At 58.3% G+C, this 24,765-nt stretch carries 21 protein-coding genes; 9 read left to right on the top strand and 12 right to left on the bottom strand.

Annotated features, from left to right (window positions below):
* Positions 1-54: 54 nt before the first annotated feature.
* Both ACR0I7_RS02930 and ACR0I7_RS02925 read right to left on the bottom strand, forming a co-directional pair.
* Complete coding sequence (locus ACR0I7_RS02930) at positions 55-1,275, bottom strand: N-acetylmuramoyl-L-alanine amidase (RefSeq protein ID WP_480508257.1); 1,221 nt, start codon at positions 1,273-1,275, stop codon at positions 55-57.
* 66 nt (positions 1,276-1,341) lie between these two features.
* Positions 1,342-2,493, bottom strand: a complete 1,152-nt coding sequence (locus tag ACR0I7_RS02925; protein ID WP_480508255.1) for a pyridoxal phosphate-dependent aminotransferase — start codon at positions 2,491-2,493, stop codon at positions 1,342-1,344.
* Between ACR0I7_RS02925 and ACR0I7_RS02920 the strand changes: the two genes are divergently transcribed.
* On the top strand, positions 2,492-3,868 hold the full coding sequence (locus ACR0I7_RS02920; protein WP_480508253.1) for a M48 family metalloprotease: 1,377 nt from the start codon (positions 2,492-2,494) through the stop codon (positions 3,866-3,868). The two genes, ACR0I7_RS02925 and ACR0I7_RS02920, sit on opposite strands and share 2 nt — an antisense overlap.
* Complete coding sequence (locus tag ACR0I7_RS02915) at positions 3,865-4,623, top strand: DsbA family protein (RefSeq protein ID WP_480508251.1); 759 nt, start codon at positions 3,865-3,867, stop codon at positions 4,621-4,623. The genes ACR0I7_RS02920 and ACR0I7_RS02915 overlap by 4 nt, the downstream gene beginning before the upstream one ends.
* A 194-nt stretch (positions 4,624-4,817) precedes the next feature.
* On the opposite strand, the gene ACR0I7_RS02910 is transcribed toward ACR0I7_RS02915, so the two are convergent.
* Together ACR0I7_RS02910 and ACR0I7_RS02905 are read right to left on the bottom strand one after the other, a co-directional pair.
* Positions 4,818-5,562, bottom strand: a protein-coding gene (locus tag ACR0I7_RS02910) for an IS5 family transposase (protein ID WP_480509693.1) whose coding sequence is annotated in 2 segments (ribosomal slippage) — positions 4,818-5,223 and positions 5,222-5,562 — 747 coding nt in all. Because the reading frame shifts where the segments join, the coding sequence is not laid out codon by codon here.
* Between the two features lie 47 nt (positions 5,563-5,609).
* Positions 5,610-6,257 (bottom strand): HAD-IA family hydrolase, encoded by a 648-nt coding sequence (locus ACR0I7_RS02905; protein ID WP_480508249.1) that lies wholly within the window; start codon positions 6,255-6,257, stop codon positions 5,610-5,612.
* Between the two features lie 266 nt (positions 6,258-6,523).
* Between ACR0I7_RS02905 and ACR0I7_RS02900 the strand changes: the two genes are divergently transcribed.
* Complete coding sequence (locus ACR0I7_RS02900) at positions 6,524-7,090, top strand: Rieske (2Fe-2S) protein (RefSeq protein ID WP_480508247.1); 567 nt, start codon at positions 6,524-6,526, stop codon at positions 7,088-7,090.
* A gap of 20 nt (positions 7,091-7,110) precedes the next feature.
* Here the strand turns inward: ACR0I7_RS02900 and ispG are convergent, their stop codons facing one another.
* The 3 genes from ispG to hemA form a co-directional block, all read right to left on the bottom strand.
* A complete protein-coding gene (ispG, locus tag ACR0I7_RS02895) occupies positions 7,111-8,232 on the bottom strand; it encodes a flavodoxin-dependent (E)-4-hydroxy-3-methylbut-2-enyl-diphosphate synthase (RefSeq protein ID WP_480508245.1) in 1,122 nt (373 codons plus the stop codon).
* 70 nt (positions 8,233-8,302) lie between these two features.
* A complete protein-coding gene (locus tag ACR0I7_RS02890) occupies positions 8,303-9,517 on the bottom strand; it encodes a helix-turn-helix domain-containing protein (protein WP_480508243.1) in 1,215 nt (404 codons plus the stop codon).
* A gap of 125 nt (positions 9,518-9,642) precedes the next feature.
* Entirely contained in the window at positions 9,643-10,866 is a 1,224-nt protein-coding gene (hemA, locus tag ACR0I7_RS02885) for a 5-aminolevulinate synthase (protein WP_480508241.1), read from the bottom strand.
* 334 nt (positions 10,867-11,200) lie between these two features.
* Here hemA and ACR0I7_RS02880 point away from each other — a divergent pair, with 334 nt between their 5' ends.
* Positions 11,201-12,586, top strand: coding sequence for a M20/M25/M40 family metallo-hydrolase (locus ACR0I7_RS02880; protein WP_480508239.1), 1,386 nt, complete (start codon positions 11,201-11,203; stop codon positions 12,584-12,586).
* 132 nt (positions 12,587-12,718) lie between these two features.
* Here the strand turns inward: ACR0I7_RS02880 and lpdA are convergent, their stop codons facing one another.
* Complete coding sequence (gene lpdA, locus ACR0I7_RS02875) at positions 12,719-14,113, bottom strand: dihydrolipoyl dehydrogenase (protein ID WP_480508237.1); 1,395 nt, start codon at positions 14,111-14,113, stop codon at positions 12,719-12,721.
* A 208-nt stretch (positions 14,114-14,321) separates the two neighbouring features.
* Here lpdA and ACR0I7_RS02870 point away from each other — a divergent pair, with 208 nt between their 5' ends.
* Positions 14,322-14,756 (top strand): hypothetical protein, encoded by a 435-nt coding sequence (locus ACR0I7_RS02870; RefSeq protein ID WP_480508235.1) that lies wholly within the window; start codon positions 14,322-14,324, stop codon positions 14,754-14,756.
* Here ACR0I7_RS02870 and ACR0I7_RS02865 read toward each other — a convergent pair.
* The 4 genes from ACR0I7_RS02865 to ACR0I7_RS02850 form a co-directional block, all read right to left on the bottom strand.
* On the bottom strand, positions 14,753-15,334 hold the full coding sequence (locus tag ACR0I7_RS02865; protein WP_480508233.1) for a DUF924 family protein: 582 nt from the start codon (positions 15,332-15,334) through the stop codon (positions 14,753-14,755). The genes ACR0I7_RS02870 and ACR0I7_RS02865 overlap by 4 nt on opposite strands.
* Before the next feature lie 108 nt (positions 15,335-15,442).
* Positions 15,443-16,714 (bottom strand): MFS transporter, encoded by a 1,272-nt coding sequence (locus ACR0I7_RS02860; RefSeq protein ID WP_480508231.1) that lies wholly within the window; start codon positions 16,712-16,714, stop codon positions 15,443-15,445.
* Positions 16,715-16,821: 107 nt separating this feature from the next.
* Positions 16,822-17,868 carry a tRNA preQ1(34) S-adenosylmethionine ribosyltransferase-isomerase QueA gene (queA, locus tag ACR0I7_RS02855; RefSeq protein WP_480508229.1) on the bottom strand — a complete coding sequence of 349 codons (1,047 nt, stop codon included), beginning with the start codon at positions 17,866-17,868 and terminating at the stop codon, positions 16,822-16,824.
* A gap of 45 nt (positions 17,869-17,913) precedes the next feature.
* Positions 17,914-21,300 (bottom strand): YhdP family protein, encoded by a 3,387-nt coding sequence (locus ACR0I7_RS02850; protein ID WP_480508227.1) that lies wholly within the window; start codon positions 21,298-21,300, stop codon positions 17,914-17,916.
* Positions 21,301-21,368: 68 nt separating this feature from the next.
* Between ACR0I7_RS02850 and ACR0I7_RS02845 the strand changes: the two genes are divergently transcribed.
* The 4 genes from ACR0I7_RS02845 to ACR0I7_RS02830 all read left to right on the top strand — a co-directional run bounded on the left by ACR0I7_RS02845 (position 21,369) and on the right by ACR0I7_RS02830 (position 24,733).
* The gene (locus ACR0I7_RS02845; protein ID WP_480508225.1) at positions 21,369-21,830 is read left to right on the top strand and encodes a peroxiredoxin; all 462 of its coding nucleotides are present in this window, start codon (positions 21,369-21,371) and stop codon (positions 21,828-21,830) included.
* 86 nt (positions 21,831-21,916) lie between these two features.
* Positions 21,917-22,738, top strand: a complete 822-nt coding sequence (locus ACR0I7_RS02840) for a ferritin-like domain-containing protein (RefSeq protein WP_480509691.1) — start codon at positions 21,917-21,919, stop codon at positions 22,736-22,738.
* Positions 22,739-22,911: 173 nt separating this feature from the next.
* Positions 22,912-24,243 carry a DUF5930 domain-containing protein gene (locus ACR0I7_RS02835; RefSeq protein WP_480508223.1) on the top strand — a complete coding sequence of 444 codons (1,332 nt, stop codon included), beginning with the start codon at positions 22,912-22,914 and terminating at the stop codon, positions 24,241-24,243.
* Positions 24,233-24,733: a bactofilin family protein gene (locus tag ACR0I7_RS02830; RefSeq protein WP_480508221.1), complete on the top strand. Its 501-nt coding sequence runs from the start codon at positions 24,233-24,235 to the stop codon at positions 24,731-24,733. The genes ACR0I7_RS02835 and ACR0I7_RS02830 overlap by 11 nt, the downstream gene beginning before the upstream one ends.
* The last annotated feature ends 32 nt before the right edge of the window (positions 24,734-24,765 follow it).

The raw sequence follows: 24,765 nt of genomic DNA, 5'->3' as shown, positions 1-24,765 counted from the left end.
CTGTGCCCAAGGGTCAAAACACCAAGCGCATTCTAGCCGTTTTCAGCCCTCAGGTCACTGGCCAATCAGCGACCGTTTGATCACGTCTTGCTGTTTCCACTGCTCCAGACCTTTGTAGATACCCAGCGCCATGTCAGCCCGCCATTCCGGATTTTTGATGTTTTTCAGGTCTCTGGGGCTGGACAGAAATCCAATTTCGACCAGAATTGACGGGATGTCGGCAGCTTTCAAAACCGAGAAAGATGCCTGACGCAGCGGTCTGCGGTTCATCGGCCCACCCTGTTGCGCCATACCGTTCGCAATTTCGCGCGCAAGAGCATCGGTACGCGGCTTGGTCTCTTGCCGCGCCAAATCCAACAGCACGTCTGCCACCTGATCGTCAGAGCCGCTCAGATCTATACCCGCGATCAGATCGCTGCGATCGTGACGTTCGGCCAGTTTCTGGCTCGCCACGTCTGACGCATCCTCGGACAGGGTGTAAACCGTGGCACCATGCGCTTGACCTTCGGACAACGCGTCCGCATGCAGGGAAATGAACACATGTGCGCCCGACCGGTGCGCAAGCGCGATGCGACGTTCGAGCGAGACAAACTGATCGTCAACGCGGGTCATGACCACCTCATACCCGCCGGAACGCAGCAGCAACTCGCGCAATTCGCGCGCGAAAGTCAGCATCAGCGTCTTTTCGTTTGTGCCCGGCACTTCGGCGCCCGGATCAATCCCACCATGGCCAGGGTCCAGCATCACGCGCACAGGGCGCTCTCCGGTACGGGGATCTTTGGCGATGGTCAGGGCAGGTTCAGGCAAATCCCAACCGGGATTGCGCGGGGCACCTGCCCCGGCGGTAAAGCTGTCGAAATCCGTACCGATCAGGTTCAGGGTCAGCAGCGCCGCGCCCGAATTCGTGTCCACCCGCATATCCGCAGTTTCGACGGCCAGCGGTGCCCCAAGCTCCAGCACCAGACGCGACCAGCCCGGAACATATGCGCCGAACTGTACCCCTGTAATCCGCTCGCTTTGCAAGAACGCATCGCGGTTCAGGCCGGTCCAATCGACCTCCTGAAAGTCCAGAACCATGCGGTAAGGATCGCGCAGGGTGAATACCCGATAGGGAACACCCTGCGTCATACCGATCCGCAGGCGAACGCCCGACGCGCCGCTGTCTGAGATGCGGCTTTGATCCGGTAGGACGCGCGCAAGCGCGCTGAAATCCTGCGCCACCGCAGGGGCAGTCAGCGCCCATACAAGCGCAAAAACAAAGAAAATCCTGCTCATGGCCTCAAGTTTTCCCGAGATCGTTTGTTGCCGAGCCTACAGCATCGGAGCGGTTTTGTGAACGCTTTACAGCGCGCCGCGCTCGGTCATGAAGTTACGCAAACGATCAAGGCCTTCCCGAATATCCGCGGTGGATCGCGCATAGGAAAACCTTAGCGTGTGATGCCCGCGCAAAGGGTCGAAATCCAAGCCCGGTGTTACGGCCACGCCCGCCTTATCAAGAATCTCGGCAGCAAAGGCGCGGCTATCATCGGTCAGGTCGGAGACGTCCGCATAAACATAAAACGCGCCGTCAGGTGGTGCGATATTGGTGAAACCTGCCTGCGGCAACCCTTCCAGCATCAACTGCCGGTTTTGACGATAGACATCCAGATTGCCCTGCAACTCATCCTCGCACTCCATGGCCGCCAACGCCGCGACCTGACTGGCATGCGGTGCGCAGATGAACATATTCTGGGCGATACGCTCGATTACGCGCACCTGATTCTCGGGCACGACCATCCAGCCCACACGCCAGCCGGTCATCGAAAAGTATTTCGAAAACGAGTTGATCACATAACATTCATCGGTCAGTTCCAGCGCCGTGACCGCTTTGGCCTCATATTCCAGCCCGTGGTAAATCTCATCACTGATGAACGCGGCGCCCTGCCCGTGAGCAGCGTCGATCAGCGCCTGCATCGCCGCATGATCCAGCATGGTGCCCGTCGGGTTGGCGGGTGAGGCAACCATCAGACCCTTAAGGTCCAGCCCGGCGAAATCACCCGGTACGGGCTGCAACCGATTTTCCGGCGCGGTCGGCAGATCAACTGGCACCAACCCCAGTGCCCTGAGAATCTGGCGATACGACGGATAGCCCGGCGCGCCGATGCCCACACGGTCTCCGCTGTCAAAGAGCGCGGTAAAGGCCAGCAGGAAACCGCCGGAAGAACCGGGCGTGACCACCACCCTTTCCGGGTTCAGATCGACATCGTACCAGTCGCCGTACATCTGCGCGATGCGTTGCCGCAGCGCGGGCAAACCCAGAGCGACGGTATAGCCCAGCGGGCCTTGCTCCATGGCCTTGGCCAGCGCCTGAACCGCCCCTTTGGGCGCCCCGGTGCCGGGCTGACCGACCTCCATATGGATGATGGAGCGCCCGGCCTCTTCGGCGCGGCGTGCGGCCTCCATCACATCCATCACAATGAAGGGATCGACCCCGGACCGGGTTGAGTTTCGCATGCCCATCTCCCATGTTGCAGCCATGGCTTTTGAACGCGTATCCCGGCTGGCGTCAATCCCGACCCTTGCGCTGGTTGTTGGTCTGTGGATGGCCACAGCCGTCCAAAGCATGGCCCAAAGCCTGATCCGCGATCCCGATATCGAACATGGCTTGCGTGAACTCGCTTTTCCGATCCTGCGCGCTGCCGGGCTGAACACCAACCGCGTGCGCATCCTTGTTGTGAATGACCAGACCTTCAATGCCTTCGTCATCGACTACAACACGATCTACCTGAATTACGGGCTGATCCTGAATGTCGACACCCCGGAAATGCTGCAGGCGGTGATCGCGCATGAGGCCGCCCATATCGCCAACGGGCATCTGTCGCGCCGGATCGAGAACCTGCGGGCTGCGCAACGCACCGCAGGTCTGGGCACAGCGCTGGCGCTGATTGCAGCCGCCGCAGGCGGTGGCGAGGCTGCCGCCGGCATTGCAGCAGGCACACAATCGGCAGCCCTGCGCAGCTTTCTGGGACATACGCGTGCCGAAGAAGCCTCGGCAGATCGCAGCGCGGCCAGCTATCTCAGGTGGGCGGGCATTTCGCCCCGCGGCATGGTTGCGCTGCATCGAAAATTTGCCGGGCAGGAATTGCTGAGCGAAGTGAACCAAGACCCCTACATGCGCTCGCACCCGACCAGCCGCGAGCGTCTGCGCGTCGCCGAGAGCTTTCTGGATCAATTTGGCGACAAGACAAACCCGAACCACACCGCCGATTACTGGTTTGCACGGGTCAAAGGAAAGCTTTCGGCCTTTCTACGCGCGCCCGGCTGGACGATGCGCCGCGCCAAGGAAGAGACCGCACAGGATATTCGCCTGATGCGCGAAGCCTCTGCACATCATCAGAACCGGGACCTTGCACGTGCCCGTGCCGCCATTGATGGGGCCTTGGAAGTCCGGCCTGACGATCCGTTCTACTATGAACTCAAAGGTCAGATCCTGTTGGAAAGCCGCCGGGTAAGAGAGGCAATCGATGCTTATCGCGACGCGGCTGAGATGGCACCAAACGACCCGCTGATTCTAGCGGGATACGGCAGGGCCTTGCTGGCTGACGGTCAAACTGAGAAAGCCCTGCAGGTGCTTGAAAAGGCCCGCGCCCGAGATTATCGCAATGCCCGGTTGATGCGCGATCTGGGTGCGGCATATTCTCAGGTTGGAAACAATGGAATGGCGTCAGCCGTGACAGCGGAAAGATATGCGCTACAAGGTGAGTTAATCGACGCGGGGATTCATGCACGACGCGCCGTCCGGCAGCTACCCGAAGGATCCCCTGGTTGGCAAAGGGCGCAGGATGTGCTGATTGCGTCAGAACGAGCACAAAAAAGGAAACGAAAATGATCCTCAGACATGCTGCACCGGCCCTTCTGGGGCTTTCTCTGATCTCTGGTCCCGTACAGGCGCTGGACCTGAATGCCCTGAGCGATGCCGAAAGGGCCGCATTTGGCGAACAGGTGCGCGAGTATCTGCTGGAAAACCCCAGCGTGATCATCGAAGCGATCACCATTCTTGAGCAACAACAGGCAAACGCCGAAGCACTGGCCGACAAAGAGCTTGTCGCGGCCAATACCGATGAGCTGTTCAATGACGGCTACAGCTGGGTTGGCGGCAACCCCGACGGTGACATCACACTGGTCGAGTTCATGGACTATCGCTGCGGCTATTGCCGTCGCGCGGTGCCCGAAGTCGCAAACCTTCTGTCCGAGGATGGCAACATCCGCCTGGTGATCAAAGAGTTCCCGATCCTCGGCGATGCGTCAGTCATGTCTTCACGTTTTGCTGTCGCGACCAAACATGTGGCCGGCGACGACGCCTATAAGCAGGTGCATGACGCGCTGCTGGAATTCAGCGGCGACATCTCGGAACTTACCCTGCGCCGCATCTCGGACGGGTTGGGTCTGGACAGCGATGCGATTGTTGCCGCGATGGACAGCGATCAGGTCTCGGACGAAATCGCCCAGACCCGCGCGCTGGCACAACGTATGCAGATTTCAGGCACACCGTCCTTTGTGTTGGGCACCGAAATGCTGCGCGGCTTCCTGCCCGCCGATCAAATGCAGCAGATCGCCGATGGCATCCGCGCCGAACAGGGGTGATCCACGTCGGGGCGGCGCAAATACAAACCGCCCCACCAATCGTCGGCGTTAACGGCAGCCTAAGCTTCGCAAAGTATCCAATTGCCGAAAGTATCTTTTTGGGCTCATTATCTCGTGCAGCGAAAAGGCTTTTGAAAAGCCTTAAGGTTCGGCCTGATTAGGTTTCACGCCTAGAGTCAGGACTCGTTGGTGTTTCATAGCCAGAATATGGCAGTGGCGGCGAGAGCGATGGCGGAGAGGAATACCTTTGGACACCTGTCATAGCGGGTTGCCACACGCCGCCAATCCCTGAGCCTGCCGAACATAATTTCGATCCGATTGCGCCGTTTGTAGCGGCGTTTGTCATATTTGACGGTGGCCTTGCGATGCTTCCGACCTGGGATACATGCCTGTATCCCTTTGTCTTTCAGGGCTTCTCTGAACCAATCGGCGTCGTAACCTCGATCTCCGAGCAGCCGGTCGACATTGGGCAGGCTGCTCAAAAGTGCCTTTGCCCCGATGTAATCACTCACCTGCCCGGCGGTAACAAAGAGGTTCAAAGGTCGCCCTTTGCTGTCACAGATGGCGTGCAGCTTGGTATTCATGCCGCCTTTGGTTCTCGACCGCGTCCCCCTTTTTTACGGCCAAACTGGACGCTGTGCGGTGGGCTTTCAGATAGGTGGCGTCGATCATGACCTTCTTCTCTTCGCCATGCTCAACGGCCAGGCCGACCATCATCTGGGCAAAGCCTTTGTCACTCCAACGCTTCCAGCGGTCGTACAGGGTCTTGTGCGGCCCGTACTCCTTGGGCGCATCCCGCCACCGTAAACCATTGCGGTTGATGAAGATAATCCCACTCAACACACGCCTATCATCAACGCGTGGTTGGCCATGGGACTTGGGAAAGAAGGGCTCAAGACGCGCCATCTGCGCATCACTTAACCAAAAAAGATCAGACATGTTCACCGCTCGCTTTTCGAACCGTGAATCACGCCGCTACCCCAAAATCAATGGGTCCTGACCCTAAGACCTAGTACTTCACGCAACCTGTTTCGCGTGGAATCTGTGAAATGGAAGGCCCGCCACCCGCAACGAACCGCAGCAGGAACGTTCTTTGGGCAATCATCAATCAAAAGCATCTGCTCCGGGTCTGCCCCAAGCGTACTCGTCACTTGTTCGAAGAACGCCGGATTTGGTTTACGCACCCCCATTCGACCAGATGAGAACAGGTGCTCAACGCGATCTGCGAACCCCATTTCTCGTTCTATAAAGGCTGCGCGACGCACTTCGTTATTAGTTACGATAACTTGGCGGATCCCCTTTTGCCGCAACATATCCATTACCGCTGTCACCTCGGCATCAGGCAAGGCATCATTTTTGAACCAATATGAGATCAGCGCATCGACACCTTTGGAGTAACCAGCCGAGCGCGCCCATCCTTCGAGATGGTCGCGTAAATCCACCTTGCCAGTGATAACGTCGTCGAAACCGTTGTGAAAAATCTTTGCTGTGAATTCGTCCAGCGAGTGGCCAATGTCGGCTTCGAATGTATCAGACCAAATAAATCGCCCATTCTCGATGTTACGATTTATGACGCCGTCAAAATCCCATGCGACAATAATATTTGGCTCAAGTTTTGCATCAGAAAGTTCCATAAGTCGAACCTACTCAGCCCTTCTTGAGAACGCCAGTTTGAACGCATAATGACGCCAACGGACGGCTTATGATTCTACGCAGCTCCCGCAGGCTGAGAGGTAGTCAGTTTGGACGTATTGGCACTCACCGCACCTTCAAAACTCGAACCTCTGGATTCACACGCTCTTTGACAGTTGGACAATACGCGGGGCACTTTCTTGTGGAAGTCGACTTTCATAAGTATGCCATCGAGGGTTGTCGCCTATTCCCTTTCAAAGCAGTTCCAATGAAGAAAAAGAACACTCTTATTTACCCCCTCACCGCCGGCTGGGCATTGTTAACGGTCGGCCTTGGGCTGTACTTTCTGTTGGGCGGAATGGCGCCGACGGCTGATGTCAAAGCAAGAGCCCACGCCAGAATACACGCAGTCCCGATAGAGAACTGGAAACCTGGCGAGGTCAAAACGCTGCGCATTCGCGAGAAGCCTGTTGTTGTATGGCGGCGAAACCTTGATGAGATTGCGACAGCGATGGCCCAGGTCGATACATCTCTGTCTTACGAGGACTGGGCGGAGGTCCTTAACGACGGCTCCCTTGCACGCGAGCTTGGCCCAGACGCCTTCGCCAGACTGGAGTGGCTAATCATCAGCCCCGTTACCCCGCGCAAGTGGGGATGCATCGTTCATACAAAGAGCGGAGACTACGGCGGGTTCTTTGATCCGTGCATAGGCATCCATTTTGACATGTGGGGACGCCCTCAGAAAGGCCCTACTGACCAAAGCCTGGCAGCGCAGCGCCCTCAGTTCTCAGAAGACGGTCAGTTCGTTTTGATCGACCTCTCGAAGCTACCATAGGGACGAACAGGCAGAAACTCCTACTCTGCCGCCTCGGCGGCGGCATCCAGTTCGGAGGCCTTTTTCTCGACCTGTTCGACGATATGATCGATCATCTGATCGTTGGACATCTTGTGGCTGGCCTTGCCCGCCAGATAGACCATGCCCGCGCCTGCACCGCCGCCGGTAAAGCCCACGTCGGTCATCAGCGCCTCGCCCGGCCCGTTTACGACACAGCCGATGATCGACAGGCTCATCGGGGTTTTGATGTGTTCCAGACGATGTTCCAGCGCCTCGACGGTTTTGATCACGTCAAACCCCTGCCGCGCGCAGGAGGGGCACGAGATTATGTTCACGCCGCGATGGCGCAGGCCCAGGGATTTGAGGATTTCGAACCCGACCTTGACCTCTTCCACAGGATCAGCCGACAGGCTGACGCGGATCGTGTCGCCGATCCCCATCCACAGAAGGTTGCCAAGGCCAATGGCCGATTTGATAGTGCCGGAAACAAGACCACCCGCTTCGGTGATGCCCAGATGGATTGGCGCGTCCGTCGCCTCGGCAATGCCTTGATACGCGGCGGCCGACAGGAAGACATCGCTGGCCTTCACGCTGATCTTGAATTCGTGGAAGTCGTTGTCCTGCAGGATGCGGATATGTTCCAGCCCGCTTTCTACCATCGCCTCGGGACATGGTTCTCCGTATTTCTCAAGCAGGTGCCTTTCCAGACTGCCCGCATTCACCCCAATACGGATCGAGCAGTTGTGGTCCTGCGCGGCCTGGATGACCTCTTTCACCCGGCTTTCGTCACCGATGTTTCCGGGGTTGATCCGCAGGCAGGCAGCCCCGGCTTCGGCTGCTTCGATCCCGCGGCGATAGTGAAAGTGGATGTCGGCCACGATAGGCACCGGGCTTTCGCGCACAATCTCTTTCAGTGCTTTCGACGATGCCTCGTCCGGGACTGACACGCGCACGATATCGGCCCCCGCCTCAGCCGCGGCCTGAACCTGCGCGACCGTACCGGCAATATCGGTCGTCAGCGTATTGGTCATGGTCTGCACCGCGATGGGGGCATCCCCGCCAACAGGTACATTACCAACCATGATCTGACGGGATTTGCGGCGATAGATATCGCGCCATGGACGTACGTGATTGAGGGACATAAGGACCGGTCCGCGACTGCCTGTGTTGGCCTTTAGATAGTCCGGTGGCCCCGGTATCGCAATGGCTAGATCACTCGGTGGGCTCTTCTGCCTCCTGTGTCTGCAACTCGGCGACCAGCTGTTTCAGGGCACTGTTCTGTTCCGCCTCGAGATCAGCCAGCGTAAATTCCTGGGCAACGACGTCCTTGGACAGAACTACACCTTTGGCAATGGTACCGGGTGCGCCGACAGGCCCGTAATGCTTGCCATTGACCTGGAAATAAACCGACCCTGCAGCGCCGGCGCGCAGTTGCGGCGGCTCTTCAGTCAGTGGGACCTCGAACGTGCTTCCATTTTCAACGGTCCCTAGAGTTCCCTCGAAAATGACGCTGCCATCTGCGGCCCGCACACGCATCCACGCTGGGTCAACTGCAACGATGCGAAGAGTCGTATCCAGCCTTTCGACCACCTGCGGCAATGCCGGGCGCTCGACCGTATGCACCTCGGCCAACTGAACTTCGGGCAGTTCAGGGGGCTGGAAGGTTCCGACAGTTCTGGGATCAAGTGTAGAGATCGGCGCATCACGCGCGACCAGAACCGGCACATCTAGCGCCTGCGGCCGATACAGCCTGTCCAGCGCTTCGGCGCTTGGGGTATCCAGCCCGGCAATCTCTTGCTGCTCGGTTCGGCTGCGCGCTTCTTGCAGCGGATCCAGGTCAGACAGAACAATCGGCGCTTGTTCGACCGGCGTGACCTGAACCTGCTGGATCTTGTTCAGCACGGACCAGCCGCCATAGCCGATGCCGCCAATCAGCGCCAATAAGACCAACGAAGACCCAATCGCGCGGGGCTCAAAATGGCTGAGAACCGAGTCGCTACCCGGGACAAATGGCGTGTTCGGAGAGGTGAAGGGATCGCGCCCCATCGGGCCGCGCGATGGCAAGTCGCCGGATGCCTTCTTCACGACCGACGCTTCGGCCGACATCCCATGTGCAACTTCAAAACCACTTTCGCTGCAGAAGGTGGCAAAGGTTTCATCCGGGTCCATCCCCAGATATCGGGCGTAAGAACGAACATACCCGGCGATAAAGCCGGGTGTGTCAAAGGCATCGGGATCGGAATTTTCGATCGCGGCGATATAGTTCGCCTTGATCCGCAGTTCGCGCTGAACGTCCAGAAGAGATTTCCCCATGGTCGCGCGTTCGCCACGCATCAAATCACCAAGACGCACTTCGAAATCATCAAAACCTTTCGGTCTGATGTCTACGTCTTCGCCGGATTCGCGCTGTGTTCTGCGCCCAATCATCCCTGCTGCCCCATTTTGCCTGCCGCGCGCTTCGCGCTCACTCCGAATCGCCCCAACGATTCGATGTCGCTTTTGTTAGCGTAAGACTAACACGCGGCAAACGTGTTGCACACTTTGGCTTGAGGTTATCCGGCAAGTTCGGCGCGATTTAGCGCACAATGTGACCAAAGTTCGTCCATGGCTTGCACCAAAAGGTCCATTTCTCGAGGTCCATGCACCGGAGATGGCGTAAAGCGAAGACGCTCGGTTCCGCGCGGAACGGTCGGGAAATTGATCGGCTGCACATAGATGCCGTAATCTTCCAGCAGCATGTCGCTCAACTTTTTCGTGTGGACAGGGTTGCCGACAATCACGGGCACAATATGGCTGCCGTGGTCGATCAACGGCAAGCCCATCCCCTTAAGGCGCAGTTTTAGGATTTTTGCCTGTGTCTGATGCTGTTCGCGCAGCTCCGGCGCCTGTTTGAGATACGCAACTGACGCAGCCGCACCTGCAGCCACGGAAGGCGGCAGCGATGTGGTAAAGATAAAGCCCGGCGCATAGGAGCGGATGGCGTCACACATTTTATCGCTTGCAGCGATATAGCCGCCCATCACACCAAAGGCCTTGGCCAGCGTTCCGTTGATAATATCGATCCTGTGCGCTAAGCGATCCCGCTCTGCCACGCCAGCCCCACGGGGTCCGTACATGCCGACCGCATGTACCTCATCAATATAGGTCAGGGCACCGAACTCGTCGGCCAGATCACAGATCTCTTCGATGGGACCGAAATCGCCATCCATGGAATAGATCGATTCAAACGCGATCAGCTTGGGCGCCGCAGGATCATCTGCCTCAAGAAGTTCGCGCAGATGGGCGACATCGTTGTGGCGGAAGATACGCTTGGCCCCGCCATTCCGGCGGACACCTTCGATCATCGACGCGTGGTTCAGCGCATCAGAATAGATGATCAAACCCGGAAACAGTTTGGGTAGTGTGCTCAGCGTCGCATCGTTGGCGATATAGGCACTGGTGAACAGCAGCGCGGATTCTTTGCCATGCAAATCCGCCAGCTCAGCCTCGAGTTGCTTGTGATATACGGTCGTGCCCGAGATATTACGCGTTCCGCCAGATCCCGCACCTGCGGCATCCACCGCGTCATGCATTGCTTTCAAAACAACTGGATTCTGCCCCATGCCCAGGTAATCGTTGCCACACCAGACAGTCACGTTCTGCTGAGAACCGTCCGGACGGGTGCGGACCGCATGCGGGAAATGCCCGTTGCGCCGTTCGATATCTATGAAGGTCCGGTAACGTCCCTCTTCATGCAGCCTGGCAATCGCTGTATCGAGCTGAGCAGTGTAGTCCAAAGGACCCTCCTTCGATGCCCGGACCTGCATAGAATGCCCGGACCTTTTCTGTTCTTAGCGCCTGACAGCGTAACCTGCCAAAATCGCTTTGCGTTCCGTCTGATCGCCTGCCTACCGCTGATCTGGTAAGCGCCACATTGATTTGCATCAATTAGCCCGTAACAGATCATCGGACAAGTATACTTGTGGCTACCTGGCGCGGGGAAACGACGCAGGCAATCTGGCAACACGCCGCCGCTTTGGACAGCATAGCTGAATTCTCAGGATACGCACTAGACGGCACCGCCAACGCTGCTAGGCTCCGCGCCAAATTAGAACCATTCAGGAGAAACCTATGTCGCTCGACGCTGTTCTCAGCAAAATTGATACCGACCTGACCCCGTCTATCGACCGGCTGATGGCGTTTCTGCGTATCCCTTCCATCTCAACCGACCCGGCCTTTAAAGAGCAGGTCGATCAGGCCGCTGACTGGCTGGTATCTGATCTGCAAAGCATTGGCATCGCAGCGGAAAAGCGCGAAACACCGGGGCATCCCATGGTCGTGGGGCATATTGGCGAAGACAGCGATGGACTACATATCCTGTTTTACGGCCATTATGACGTGCAACCGGTCGATCCGCTGGAACTGTGGAAAAGCGATCCGTTCGATCCCAAGCTGGAGGACACCGAAAACGGTCAGGTCATTCGGGGCCGCGGATCGTCGGATGACAAGGGCCAGTTGATGACCTTCGTCGAAGCCTGCCGCGCGTGGAAGGCGGTGCACGGCACCCTGCCCTGTCGCATCACATTCTTCTTCGAGGGCGAGGAAGAATCAGGCTCTCCTTCGCTGGTCCCCTTCCTTGAGGCGAACAAAGAAGAGCTTACTGCAGATCTGGCATTGGTCTGCGACACATCCATGGTGTCACGCGGCGTGCCCTCGATCGCATCGCAGCTGCGTGGGATGCTGAAAGACGAGTTCACCATCATCGGCCCGCGCATCGACCTCCATTCGGGTCACTATGGCGGCCCGGGCCTGAACCCTCTGCGTGAACTGTCAAAAATCGTGGCCTCTTTCTATGATGAAGAAACCGGTCGTGTCGCGGTGGACGGGTTCTATGAAGGTGTACACGAAGTTCCAGCCGACCAGCTGCGCCAGTGGCAGAACTGCGGCTTTGACGAAGCCGAGTATCTGAACTCAGTCGGCTATAGCCAGCCGCATGGGGAAAAGTCCTATTCCACGCTTGAACAGCAATGGGCCCGCCCCACGCTTGAGGTGAATGGATTGTGGGGCGGCTACAATGGCGCGGGCTCAAAAACTGTGATCCCGTCTGAGGCGCATTGCAAAATCACCTGCCGTCTGGTCGGAGACATGAACCCGGACAGCCTGCGTGATAAAATCCGCAAACATGTCGCGGATCGGCTATCTCCGGATGCAAAGGTTGTCTGGGATAATGATCTTGAAGGCTCGCCCGCGTCGGTCATGAACCTTGACCGCCCGGAATTCGAGGCCGCCCGCGGCGCTTTGTCGGATGAATGGGATCGTGAGGCCGTCTTTACCGGTATGGGCGGGTCGATCCCGGTTGTTGGCTACTTCAACACCATCCTCGGGTTGGATTCGATGCTGGTCGGCTATGCCAATGATGACGATGCCATACACTCACCAAACGAGAAGTATGACGTGAATAGCTTTCACAAAGGCATCCGGTCTTGGGCGCGTATCCTTGATGCTCTGAGCAGATAAAACTCAGCGAGGCTGCGCCGCGCTCGGGCACGTTTTCAGCCAGATGAAGCAAAAGATCCGCTTCATCTGGCGATAAACGCACTGGCAGACGCACAGCGCAGGTTGCGGGGGGGAGCCAAGCCCCCGCGCCACTCAGAAGTGAATTGCGCGCCCGTAGGCGTCCAACACGCTTTCATGCATCATCTCGGACAGGGTCGGATGCGGGAAGACGGTATTCATCAGATCTTCCTCGGTTGTCTCAAGCTGTCGCCCGACCACGTAACCCTGGATCAATTCCGTCACCTCGGCACCGACCATGTGGGCGCCCAGCAGCTCACCGGTTTTGGCATCAAAGATCGTTTTGACCAGACCCTCAGGTTCCCCCAATGCGATGGCCTTACCATTGCCGATAAAGGGAAAGCGGCCCACTTTGATATCATAGCCCAGCTCTTTAGCCTTGCCTTCTGTGTATCCGACCGAAGCAACCTGTGGCTGACAATAGGTGCATCCCGCGATGCTTTCGGGTTTGACGGGATGGGCGTGCTTGCCCGCAATAAGTTCGGCAACCATCACACCTTCGTGGCTGGCCTTGTGCGCCAGCCAGGGCGCGCCGGCAATATCACCGATGGCGTAAAGGCCATCGACACCCGTCCGGCAGAACTCATCGGTGACCACGTGGGTGCGGTCAATTTTGACCCCCAGCGCCTCAAGGCCAAGACCCTCGACATTTCCGACAATTCCAACCGCTGAGATTACTGTGTCGAAATCGTGCTTTTCGACCTTACCGCCAATCTCAATATGCGCGGTCACTTTGCCTTTGCCACGATCCAGCTGTTTGACCATCGCCTTTTCCTTGATGGTCATTCCCTGCTTGATGAACGCCTTTTTCGCGAAGGCGCTGATCTCGGCATCTTCGACCGGCAAGATGCGGTCCATCACCTCGACGACCGTCGTCTCAGCCCCAAGCGTGTGGTAGAAGCTGGCAAATTCAATCCCAATCGCGCCGGACCCGATAACCAGCAGCTTTTTCGGCATCCGGGCGGGCTGCAGCGCGTGCTTATATGTCCAAACCAGATCACCATCCGCTTCGAGCCCGGGCAATTCACGCGCACGCGCGCCCGTCGCCAACACGATGTTGCTGGCACTGAGTTCCTCAGTACCTTTGTCAGTTTTAACACTGACCTTGCCCTTGGCCGGGATTGTCGCCTCGCCCATGAAAACCGTAACCTTGTTTTTCTTAAGCAAATGCCCCACGCCGCCCGAAAGCTGGCCAGCAACACCGCGCGAGCGTTTGACAACAGCATCAAGGTCATAACCGATCTTATCCGCGCTCAGGCCAAAATCCTTGGCGCGTTCCATCAGGTGAAAGACTTCGGCGGACCGCAACATCGCCTTGGTCGGGATACAACCCCAGTTCAGGCAAATACCGCCCAGATGCTCACGCTCGACCACGGCAGCCTTCAGCCCCAGCTGCGCTGCGCGAATGGCAGCGACATAGCCACCGGGACCAGCCCCGATTACAATCAGATCAAAGGATTTAGCAGCCATGTTTACCTCTCGGCGCGGGTCGATTGAAAACTAGTTTACCATTAAACTATTTTTTTTAGCACATCAACGCCCGTTCCCGCGACATATATGACGCAGGATCAGAAGCTCTGAATGGTATTGGATTCATCCTATACCCGGCGTGGAGCACTGGCTAGAACGGAAGCTCAAAACCACAAATTTTATCCATCAGATTTAAGGAAGGCACCCAATGGCCAAGACTCTCAAAGATCTACTGTTTGCACTTTTAAACGCAACTCTGATCCTGGTGGCGCTGTGCTTGTTTCTGGGGCTAAAGTTAGCTCAGTCGCTTGAAGGTATCCGCGACGGGTTGAAAGAGACTCTACAAGAGGTGGCCCCCCTACGCGATCAGGCACAGGGGATTCGTGGCGATCTGACTGCGATACGCAGCGATCTTGTCTCTCTTCGGGAGCAGGATGGAGCCTTTGATTCCGCAGCCGCGCAACAGCTGACAGCAACCTTGCAGCGCCTGAACGAGATTGAGCTGAAACTGGAGCAGACACAGGCGCGCCTGGCAGGCTTGGCCGATAAACCTGATGAGTTAATCGACTATGCTATCACCACTTCGGCCGATGCTCTGGCGGATCGCGCATCGACTCTTCGCGGATGTGAGCCTGCAACTTAGTGTGCAGGCTCCTGCAATTCGCGTACAGTTGAACCGTAGCCGCCATTACTAACATAGGCGGCTTCGTGTTCCGTTGTAGACCGTTCCAGCGCTTCGTTGCGATAGGGGAACCGGCCGAACTTGCGGATTACCTCGCGATGCGCCCGCGCGTGCAGCAGGTTGCCTGCCCCGCTTTCGGGCATGCGCTCACACATCAACCGGACACAGCGTTCCTGATCGCACAGGTTTTCTGAATGCATCATGGGCAGGTAAAAGAACTGCCGCGCGGGTTCGTCGATTTTCAAATCCCACCCTTTGTCCACCGCGCATTTTGCAGCTGACAGGGCAGCGCGGTCCGACGAGAACGCCTTGCCGCTGCCCCGGAACATATTCCGTGGGAACTGATCCATCAGGATGATATAGGCCAATGAACCACTGGGATAGGTCAGCCAGAGCGAGAACCTGCCGTCGCACGCGCCTTGCCATGTTTCGAGGAACTGATCACGGATTTGCGCATCCAGCGCATCGTCCTGTGTGTACCACCCCTCGGGACCAATCTCGTCTAACCAAAAACTCAATACTTTTTCAGGACCAACCATGCCCTTAACTCCGTAAAATGCCCTCCCCAGGACGTAAGATCATTTAAGTCCGTTTTACAGAATTGTTACAGTAACATATTGCAACATTTGCGACACAAAAAGAGGCGATCAGGCAGGTTCTTGCGCATCCTGATCGTCTTGCGCGGCTTCGATGACGACCTCTTGCGCAACCTCAAGGGCAATGGGTGACGATGTTGGCGAGATTGGTGCAATTGCCCCGGTTTCGTCGACAGGAACATAGGCGCGCTGTGTCATCCGGTACAGAGCGTAACCAGCCATCGCGAACATCAGGGTCACGATGAAGATGAAAAAGCCCGCAGGGCCAACAACATCGGTTCCCATCAGCCAGCCGGTTATCAAGGGCCCGGCAATTGCCCCCAGCCCGTTGATGAACACCAATCCCCCAGAGGCAGCGGACATGTCGTCATACTCCAGACGGTCATTGGTATAGGCGATAAGCAGGGAATAGAGCGGGCTCGTCATACCACCGATTACAAATGCACCGATCAGCAGGACTGGGAAGTTTCCGCCAAAGAACATACCGATCAGGGCCCCGCACCCGCCGACCACAGCCACCAGCAGGATCAGAATGCGTCGGTCCATACGGTCCGAAACCCAACCGATCGGGTACTGCAGCAGTACCGCACCAACATAAAACGCCGCAACAAAGGTCGAGATTTCGACCAGCGTCAAACCGGCCTGCGCACCGTAGACGGCGCTCATCCCGAACTGGGCTGAAAAGATGCCGCCCAGTAGGAACATGCCGACACAGCCCAGCGGAGAAGTCTCCATCAGCTTGCGCAGGGTCATGGGTTTTGTCGTGTCAAAGGCCGGCGTGGGTGAGATCGACAGCAGGATCGGCGCGAAAGAGACGGATACCAGGATCGAGGCTATCACAAAGGTTTCATACCCCGCCGGGTCGCCGATCAGCATCAGCGCCTGCGCGCTGACGATGCCGGTCATCTGAACGATCATATAAAGAGACAGCGCCTGCCCGCGGTTTTCATTGCTGGCGGCATTGTTCAGCCAGCTTTCCGCCGTGACATACACGCCGGAAAAGCAGAACCCGATCACGACGCGCCCCAATGACCAAGCGATCGGGTCGGTCAGCATCGGATACATGATCATGACGGCCGAGATAAAAGATGCGAGCGCCGCAAACACCCGGACATGGCCCACGCGTCGGATCATCTCGGGCGCGAGACGCGACCCACCCAGAAATCCGACGAAATAGGCGGACATCACAAAGGACATCTGGAGGGTCGAAAATCCCTCGATCTCACCTCGGACGCCCAGCAAAGTGCCCTGCAGGCCGTTGCCAACCATCAGCAACCCCATACCAAGAAGAAGCGCCCACGCGCTGGAGAGAACCTGAAGCATTTTTTGCCACCCGGAATTGCTGACCTGAGTCCCGTATTTCGATCAAAAGACGCTCTGGTCGCGCTTGTCTACGACATTGTCATGACGCGATCCGGAAAACACGGCCCTTACGGGATCAAAAGCGACGCATCGCCATAGGAAAAGAACCGGTATTTCTGTGCAACCGCATGGGCATAGATCGCCTTCACCCGGTCCTGCCCCATCAGCGCCGAAACCAGCATCAACAGAGTGGATTTCGGCAGGTGGAAATTGGTCATCAGCGCGTCAGTGACCTGAAACCTGAACCCCGGATAGATGAAGATGTCGGTCTCACCCTCCCACGGCGCGATGCTGCCGCCGCGCGCGGCACTCTCGATCAGGCGCAGCGCAGTGGTACCGACTGGAATGACCCGGCCGCCCTGCGCTTTGGTCGCGCGGATTTCATCCGCCGCCTGCGCGCTGACGCACCCCCATTCGGCATGCATTTTGTGGGTGGTCACGTCCTCGACCTTGACCGGCAGAAATGTCCCGGCCCCGACATGCAATGTGACATGCGTAAACGTGACACCGCGCCGTGTCAGCGCCTGCAACAACGCCTCGTCGAAATGCAACGACGCGGTAGGTGCAGCAACGGCCCCTGCGTTACGGGCCCAGACCGTTTGATAGTCGATTTTGTCCTGCTCATCCGCCGGTCGTTTCGCCGCGATATAAGGTGGCAGGGGCATCGCGCCTGCCTGCTCAAGCGCCGCGTCGAAATCCTCGCCACTCAGATTGAACCGCAGACGCGCCTGCCCGTCCTCGACCCCAGCCAGTGTTGCGCTCAGCTGGTCTGAAAAGACGATCTCTTCCCCGGGTTTGACTTTTTTGAGCGGTTTGATCAGTGCCACCCAAGTCCCGTCGGGTTGCGGGTCGAGCAGCGTTGCCTCAATCGCCGCAGACACCCGGCCCTGGGCGCTGTCGCGGTAGCGGCGGCCACTTAGCCGCGCCGGGATCACCTGTGTGTCGTTAAGAACCAGACGATCCCCCGGGCGCAGCCAGCCCTGTAAGTCACTGACCCGGTCGTCGCTGATCACATCCCCCTGCGCCACCAGCAGGCGCGCGGACGAGCGCGGGCTGGCGGGCCGCGTGGCGATCAGGTCGTCGGGAAGGTCAAAATCAAAATCGCTGAGTCTCATGGCCGCGCCTTACATCGCCCGGACAGATTCGGCCACCGCCCGATTTCAACGATCTTCGCCACGCCTAACCTGAGCAGGCGGCGGCGTATCGGGCGCGGGCGTCCGCGCATTTGGGCCATTGCTGACGGTGGGGCGCGGCGCGCGCATCAGGTCGCGCAGGAACAAAGGCGCAAGCCCGGACAGCGGATTGACCGATACTTGTGGCGACGCCACCGGGCCCTTGAGCGTGTAGTTGAAGGCGAATATCCCCTCGCCCTTGCGCGTCAGCACGCTGCCAATCGCGTTGACCAGATAGATCGGCGAAATCGCGCCTCTGAGGTTCAGCCGCTTTGCAACCGTGTCAATCGTTCCGTCAAAGGACAGACCCATCGAAGGGCCCACCGCGCTGCCGCTCAGCACTTTGACCTCGGTCGGGGTTATCCGCATCTGACTGTCGATCGAAGCAAAATAAATCCCCTGCCCGGCCATCTCATCCAGCAGGCCAACAAGGCTGATGGCGTTCAGCAAGGCGGCCATGGCCGGCGCATCCTGAATCCGGGTGTTATTGATTTTGACATTCACATCATAGTTGCCAGGTTCGGCCACCGGGTCCAGCTGCACCCGCAGCTCCCCGCCGCGGGCCTGCGTCAGCAACCCGGCAGAACGCAACACCGCCCCGGCATCCTGCGATGTCAGCGTCACAGCCGCACGTGAACCGCTGGGCGCGACCTGGCCGTTGATCCCAGCCCCGCCGTTGATCTGTGCGCCAAAACCACCCTGCAGCCCGCCTGTTGTCTGAAATGTTCCCCGCATTCCGGTCAGCGCCACGGTTTCTGTGACCTGTAGCCGGTCCAATTGAACATCAAGCTTTGGCCCCGGTCCCGCGCCGCTGCCACCACTGCCACCGCTTCCAAAGGTCGCCCGGCCCAGATTCATCACGCCGCCCAAGACGCGAATATCCGGCAAAGCCGCCCCCCGACCGATCAGTTCGGCCGGAACAGCAAGCCAATCGCCCAGCTCGAACGAGCTGAACTGAACCCGATCCAATCCGCCACCTTCGCGGAAGGAAATCGAAGCCGCGGTTCTCAGCCCTGCGGCACTGAGCTTTAGCGCATCCACGCGCAGCTGATCCCCTAGCGTGGCTTCAACCGTCAGATCGCCTGTGCTGCCCGCGCCTTTTCGCCAGCCCAATTCCGGAATGGCCAGCGCAACACCTTGCAAATCTGATTGAGCCGACAGCTTTGGCGGTGAGTCCGCCCCGATGCCAAGCGTGATCTGGGCCGTCCCCTCGCCCTTTAAGAAGCCGCGCGGCAGTCCCGCGTTCAGCTGATCCATCAGACGTGGCGACAGCTCTATCTGCCCGGTAAGTGTGCTGCGCTGCGCTTCGTCGCCACCGATAGGCTGCTGCCAACGCGCCGTGATCGGCACCGCCCCAAACAATCCGTCGCCCTGAATTGAAACCCCGGTCTGGTCACCTGTCAGGTTCAGCCGTTCGGCGCTGATATCAAAGCCCGGCACCAGTCGGCTGCTTTGCAGATCACCGAGTACCCCAGTAAAATGAAACTGAGCTTCATCGAACTTTAGCTTTTTCTTCAGCGGCAGCGACAGTGTCCCGTTCAACGAAACCTCACCGTCGGCCACATCAACAGGCAACCCGGCCTTGGTCATCAGTTTCAGCGGATCACGATCCAGCAGCGACAGGGCCGCGGTCACGCTGCCTTTTGCAAGGATCCGCACGATGCCGGGCGTCGTTTTCTTGATGCTGGTGTCGGGGATGATGAACGAGGTGCCCGCCGCATCGACTGCACCCCCCTCATCTGCGACAACGATGCCTTTCTGAGCGGTCACAGTGAAACGGCGGTCAATCAGACTCGCCTGCCCCTGGGCCCCCTGAACCGGCGGCAGTGTTTTGGCAAACCGGGCGCGGGCGTTTTCAAAGTCGAAATCCATATAGATATCCGGCTTGGACCCGGGCCGCAGCCGCAGGGCAAAATCCAGATCGGACATATCCCCCTGATAGAGGTTCTCGGTCACCCAAAGGCGCGGTTTGGGCGCAAGGCGGGGCGGCCAGTAGGCCAGCACCTCGTCCGACGCCATCTGATCGATGTGCGCGTTCAGATCGACGCTCCATCCTTCTGCCAAACCGACCAACTGCCCCGAGGCGCGCAGCCGGTTTTCCCCATCCTCAATCGTGACCTCACCCAATTGCAGGCGAAACGGGGCCAGCTTCATCTGGAAGTCCAGATCGGCCTGTTTCAGTTCCAGCGTTTCGGTAAACAGATCGGCTGGGTTCACCTTTATGCCGGTCATGCGGAACTGCGCGGCCATACTGTCCAGCGTGCCGTTTTCGACCCCTTGCAAAAAGGCCTTTCCATCGGCCTGCACCGATCCCCAGGCCGAACTGACAGAGACCTCATTAAAATCCAAAACCTGCAGTTTGGGATCATATGTGAAATAGGTGCGCGCAGATTCAAACGGAACCGGTCGAATATCAGGGTTTGGTTGCACCGCGCCTGCCCCAAGGTTCAGCGTGGCAAAAACCGACCCCAGCGCGCCCTTATCATCGATACTACCCCGCAGCGCACCGGAAATAGGTGTTCTCAGCACTTGTAACCAGGCCAGTGCCGGGCTCTGACCCGCAATATCCTCTGCCGGCAGATCCGAGATAGAGATACCAAAGCTGGCCGCCGGGGTTCCTAGCACGCTGGTATAGTTGGCCTCAATCGTGCTGACATAATCACGGCCAGCCAGCACCGAGAACCCAGTGGCCAGCCGCACTTCGTTGTCGTTGCGCGTCGCCTGTATGTGGCCACCGTCCAAAATCCACGACCGCTCCTGACGCTGATCACGATAGTCCAGCGTAATAGCGTCCAGTTCGACCGAGGTCAGCGCTGACAGCGCCGGCGACTGAAATACTTGATCTGACCCCTCGATCAGTTCGGCCAGATTCGGGGCCTGTTGCAGGGGTGTGCTACCTGAGCCGACAACCAGCGAAAGCGCGCCGTCCGGCCCCCGTGTGAGTGCAATCTGGGCACCATCCAAAATGATCCGTTTGGGTCTGACCTGTCCGCGCAGCAAGGGTCGCATCGCAAGGCTTGCGCGCATATCCGAGACCTGCGCGATCTGCTGACCCGCCGCATCACTGATCGCTACATCCGTCAGCCGCAACCGCGGTCGCCACCCCTCGTGAATGATAAAGCTGACGTCACCGAACTTAATCTGCAACCCACCCAACGCATTCTCAAGGCGCGCTTCGATGCGATCTCTCACCCAAACCGGCGCATGCAGGCGTTGCCCGACAACCATGAACCCCGTGAACAGCGCCAGAAAGACCAGTACAAAGACTCCGCGCAAGGTCCACAGGCCAAGCCTGCGGCGGCGGGACCGACGGCGCGGCTGCTGCTCTGCCTCGGCGTCACCCTCCTGATCTTGCTGGATCAATTTGCTATCCACGCCTTTCAAACTGCCTACACCGCACTATTATGCCGGGCATCAGTTAAGAACCTTTGCCGGAGTTTCCAATGCCCAATGTTTCAGACATCGCCCCCGATTTCACCCTGCCCCGAGATGGTGGTGATGAAGTCACCCTGTCATCTCTGCGCGGGGGGATCGTCGTCTTGTTTTTCTACCCCCGCGATGATACGCCGGGCTGCACCAAGGAATCCATTGGTTTCTCGGAGCAACTACAATCCTTTGCCGATGCCGGCGCACAGGTCTTTGGTATCTCGCGCGACAGCGTTGCCAAACACGACAAGTTTATCGCCAAACACGGGCTGACCACGCCCTTGCTGTCTGACGAAGGCTCAACCGTGTGCGAGGATTACGGCGTCTGGGTCGAAAAGAACATGTATGGCCGCAAATCGATGGGAATCGAGCGATCGACCTTTGTCATCGATGCAGAAGGCAAGATTGCCCACCTCTGGCGCAAGGTCAAAGTCCCTGGCCATGTCGACGAGGTGCTCGAAACCGTCCGCGGAATGTAGTCCCCCTCGACCCTGCGCGCCATCCGGTCTATCACCCGCGCAATCCAGAAACGCGGAGTATCCACGTGCCCCAAACCCTGACCCAGATGGCGACCGAGGTTCTGACCACGGCAGATGGCAAAGCCAAGACTGCCCTGTCTCAGCAATACGCCGCGGCGTGGTTCGCAGCGCGCAAAGGTGAAGCGGCGCCGATCGAGGTGGGCACCGCAACGCCGCCGTTGAACCCGGCGCGCCCCGATCGCCCTGAGTTGCTGTCACCACGCGATGTACCGCGACGACGCCCAGGGTCCGAAGCCGGGCGCATCGCCCTGTTGCATGCCGTGGCACATATCGAGCTGAACGCGGTTGACCTGCATTGGGACATAATCGCCCGGTTCGGCCATGTGCCCATGCCAATCGGCTTCTATGACGACTGGGTTAAATGCGCCGAAGAGGAATCGCGCCATTTCGAAATGGTCTGCGCCTGCCTTGAACAGATGGGCAGCCACTATGGCGCCCTGCCCGCCCATGCCGGCATGTGGCGCGCAGCCGAGGACACCGCCACAGACCTGATGGGCCGTCTGGCCGTGGTGCCCATGGTGCTTGAGGCGCGCGGCCTGGACGTGACGCCCGGCATGATCGACATTTTCCGCAAGGCCAAGGCAGACGACGCCGTCGCCGCGCTTGAGGTCATCTATGCCGAAGAGGTCGGCCATGTCGCCTATGGCTCAAAATGGTTCCACTTTCTGTGCGGGCGCGAGAACGCGGACCCAAAGGATGTGTTCCACCAGCTTGTGCGCCGCTATTTCCACGGCGTCCTGAAACCGCCCTTCAACGAAGAAAAACGGGCTGAGGCAGGTTTGCCGCCCGATTTCTATTGGCCACTGACAGAAGACCTGCCACCACCCGGGGTTGTGAAAGACGGATGACACACTGCCTTATCGGCAAATTCTCGCCGATGTCGTGCGGTTATTCCCGTTCTCTGCCGCTTGTTTCGTTAACAAACTTGCTCAAAAGCAACACGGCCTTTATTCAAACGGCCCAAGGGACGGCGAGGCACCACTCACGACCGGTCCCGATCAGGGGATGAGAGGTAAGACGCGTGAGAACACGTCTCGCAATTAAACTGCACTCACTGCTCGAGCGGCACTTTCCGGAACGCCGGGTTTTTCTGAAGTCTGACACTGACACTAAATTCATCCGGCTGAGTTCTGAAACTCAGATCGTGGCCGTTGCCGGTGTCGCTGTCATGGTGGGCTGGACAGCGGTCGCCACCGCGATCCTGCTGATGGACAGCATCGGATCAGGTAATTTCCGCGATCAGGCAAAACGGGATCAGGCCACCTATCAGGAACGTCTGAACATCCTGTCCGCCGAACGCGATGCTCGCGCCGAAGAGGCGCTGGCCGCTCATGATCGTTTCAACGCAGCATTGGATCAGATTTCGGCGATGCAATCCGAATTGCTGAAATCTGAAAATCGCCGCCGCGAGTTGGAAACTGGGATCGAAGTGATCCAAACGACCCTACGCGCCACTATGAAACAGCGCGAAGAGGCCCGTCATAAGCTCGCCGAGCTGCAACAACAAACAGACGGTGACCAGACATACATGATGGCCTCGGCAAATCCCGCGCAATTGGCCTTTATGACTGATGCATTGGCCCGCACTGCGCTGGAACGCGACGAGATCGCGACTAACGCAGAGGACGCCCTCAACCAGCGGGACGAGCTAGAGCTTGAGATCCGGCTGATGCAGGAACGCAATGATGAGATTTTCCGACAGCTCGAAGAAGCCATGGTGATCTCGGTCGAGCCGCTAGACAAAATGTTCCGTCAGGCGGGCATGCCGACAGATCGCATTATTGACGAAGTCCGTCGCGGATATAGCGGTATGGGCGGTCCGCTGACCCCTTTATCGTTCAGCACGCGCGGTGAAGAGGCAGATATCTCTGCCGACGAAGCGCGTGCCAATATACTGCTGCAGCAGATGGACCAGCTGAACCTCTATCGCATTGCCGCCGAAAAGGCGCCCTTTGCCAGCCCCGTACGCGCCGCTGTGCGCTATACCAGCGGTTTCGGCACCCGTCGCGACCCTAAAACCGGCGGGCGCCGCATGCACAATGGCGCTGATTTTGCCGGGCCGACCGGGACGGATATCTTTGCAACCGCCGATGGAGTCGTCTCCCATGCGGGCTGGCAATCCGGCTTTGGCCGGCTTGTAAAAATCAAACACGCCTTCGGAATTGAGACACTTTACGCTCATAACACCAAGATCCTTGTAAAGGTCGGTCAAAGGGTCTCGCGTGGCGATCATATTGCTGATATGGGTAGCACCGGACGGTCGACCGGCACGCATTTGCACTATGAGGTGCGCGTGAACGGAAAGCCGGTGAACCCAATGACTTACATCAAGGCTGCGAGAAATGTTTTCTAAGAGCAAAATCAACGAGCCCGCATCCAAGGATACTGAGGCAGCGAAACCTGCTGCTCCGGCGACTCCGGCGGCCCCTGCACCTACCGAGACCAAGGCCAGCACCGCGCCGAAGCCAAAGCCACCGGCATCAGTCCTGTCATCAGACCTGCACATCACCGGCAACATCAAGACCACTGGTGACATTCAGGTTGAAGGCACGGTCGAAGGCGACATCCGTGCGCACCTGTTGACCATCGGCGAAACCGCCACGATCAAGGGCGAAGTGACTGCCGATGACGTTGTGGTAAATGGTCGTATCGTGGGCCGCGTGCGTGGTCTCAAGGTCCGTCTGACCTCAACGGCGCGCGTCGAAGGCGACATCATTCACAAGACCATCGCGATCGAAAGCGGTGCGCATTTCGAGGGTTCGGTCCAGCGTCAGGACGACCCTCTAAACCCCGGGCGCAGTGGCAAATCGGGTGCGAACCCGGCGGCAGAAGTCAGCCAGTAAGCCACAGCCGATCTTCTCAAGGCAAAGCGCCG

The organism is Ruegeria sp. AM1 (assembly GCF_056540745.1).
This window is presented reverse-complemented; position numbering and strand designations above follow the sequence as displayed.

Bases quoted from the DNA above. Each gene is read 5' to 3' on its own strand.
- ACR0I7_RS02920 (WP_480508253.1), top strand. From the start codon at position 2,492: ATGCCCATCTCCCATGTTGCAGCCATGGCTTTTGAACGCGTATCCCGG.
- ACR0I7_RS02845 (WP_480508225.1), top strand. From the start codon at position 21,369: ATGCCCAATGTTTCAGACATCGCCCCCGATTTCACCCTGCCCCGAGAT.
- queA (WP_480508229.1), bottom strand. From the start codon at position 17,868: ATGAGACTCAGCGATTTTGATTTTGACCTTCCCGACGACCTGATCGCC.
- ACR0I7_RS02925 (WP_480508255.1), bottom strand. From the start codon at position 2,493: ATGCGAAACTCAACCCGGTCCGGGGTCGATCCCTTCATTGTGATGGAT.
- ACR0I7_RS02930 (WP_480508257.1), bottom strand. From the start codon at position 1,275: ATGAGCAGGATTTTCTTTGTTTTTGCGCTTGTATGGGCGCTGACTGCC.
- ACR0I7_RS02865 (WP_480508233.1), bottom strand. From the start codon at position 15,334: ATGGTTGGTCCTGAAAAAGTATTGAGTTTTTGGTTAGACGAGATTGGT.
- ACR0I7_RS02830 (WP_480508221.1), top strand. From the start codon at position 24,233: ATGTTTTCTAAGAGCAAAATCAACGAGCCCGCATCCAAGGATACTGAG.
- ACR0I7_RS02915 (WP_480508251.1), top strand. From the start codon at position 3,865: ATGATCCTCAGACATGCTGCACCGGCCCTTCTGGGGCTTTCTCTGATC.
- ACR0I7_RS02890 (WP_480508243.1), bottom strand. From the start codon at position 9,517: ATGATTGGGCGCAGAACACAGCGCGAATCCGGCGAAGACGTAGACATC.
- ispG (WP_480508245.1), bottom strand. From the start codon at position 8,232: ATGTCCCTCAATCACGTACGTCCATGGCGCGATATCTATCGCCGCAAA.
- ACR0I7_RS02905 (WP_480508249.1), bottom strand. From the start codon at position 6,257: ATGGAACTTTCTGATGCAAAACTTGAGCCAAATATTATTGTCGCATGG.
- ACR0I7_RS02870 (WP_480508235.1), top strand. From the start codon at position 14,322: ATGGCCAAGACTCTCAAAGATCTACTGTTTGCACTTTTAAACGCAACT.
- ACR0I7_RS02880 (WP_480508239.1), top strand. From the start codon at position 11,201: ATGTCGCTCGACGCTGTTCTCAGCAAAATTGATACCGACCTGACCCCG.
- lpdA (WP_480508237.1), bottom strand. From the start codon at position 14,113: ATGGCTGCTAAATCCTTTGATCTGATTGTAATCGGGGCTGGTCCCGGT.
- ACR0I7_RS02900 (WP_480508247.1), top strand. From the start codon at position 6,524: ATGAAGAAAAAGAACACTCTTATTTACCCCCTCACCGCCGGCTGGGCA.
- ACR0I7_RS02840 (WP_480509691.1), top strand. From the start codon at position 21,917: ATGGCGACCGAGGTTCTGACCACGGCAGATGGCAAAGCCAAGACTGCC.
- ACR0I7_RS02860 (WP_480508231.1), bottom strand. From the start codon at position 16,714: ATGCTTCAGGTTCTCTCCAGCGCGTGGGCGCTTCTTCTTGGTATGGGG.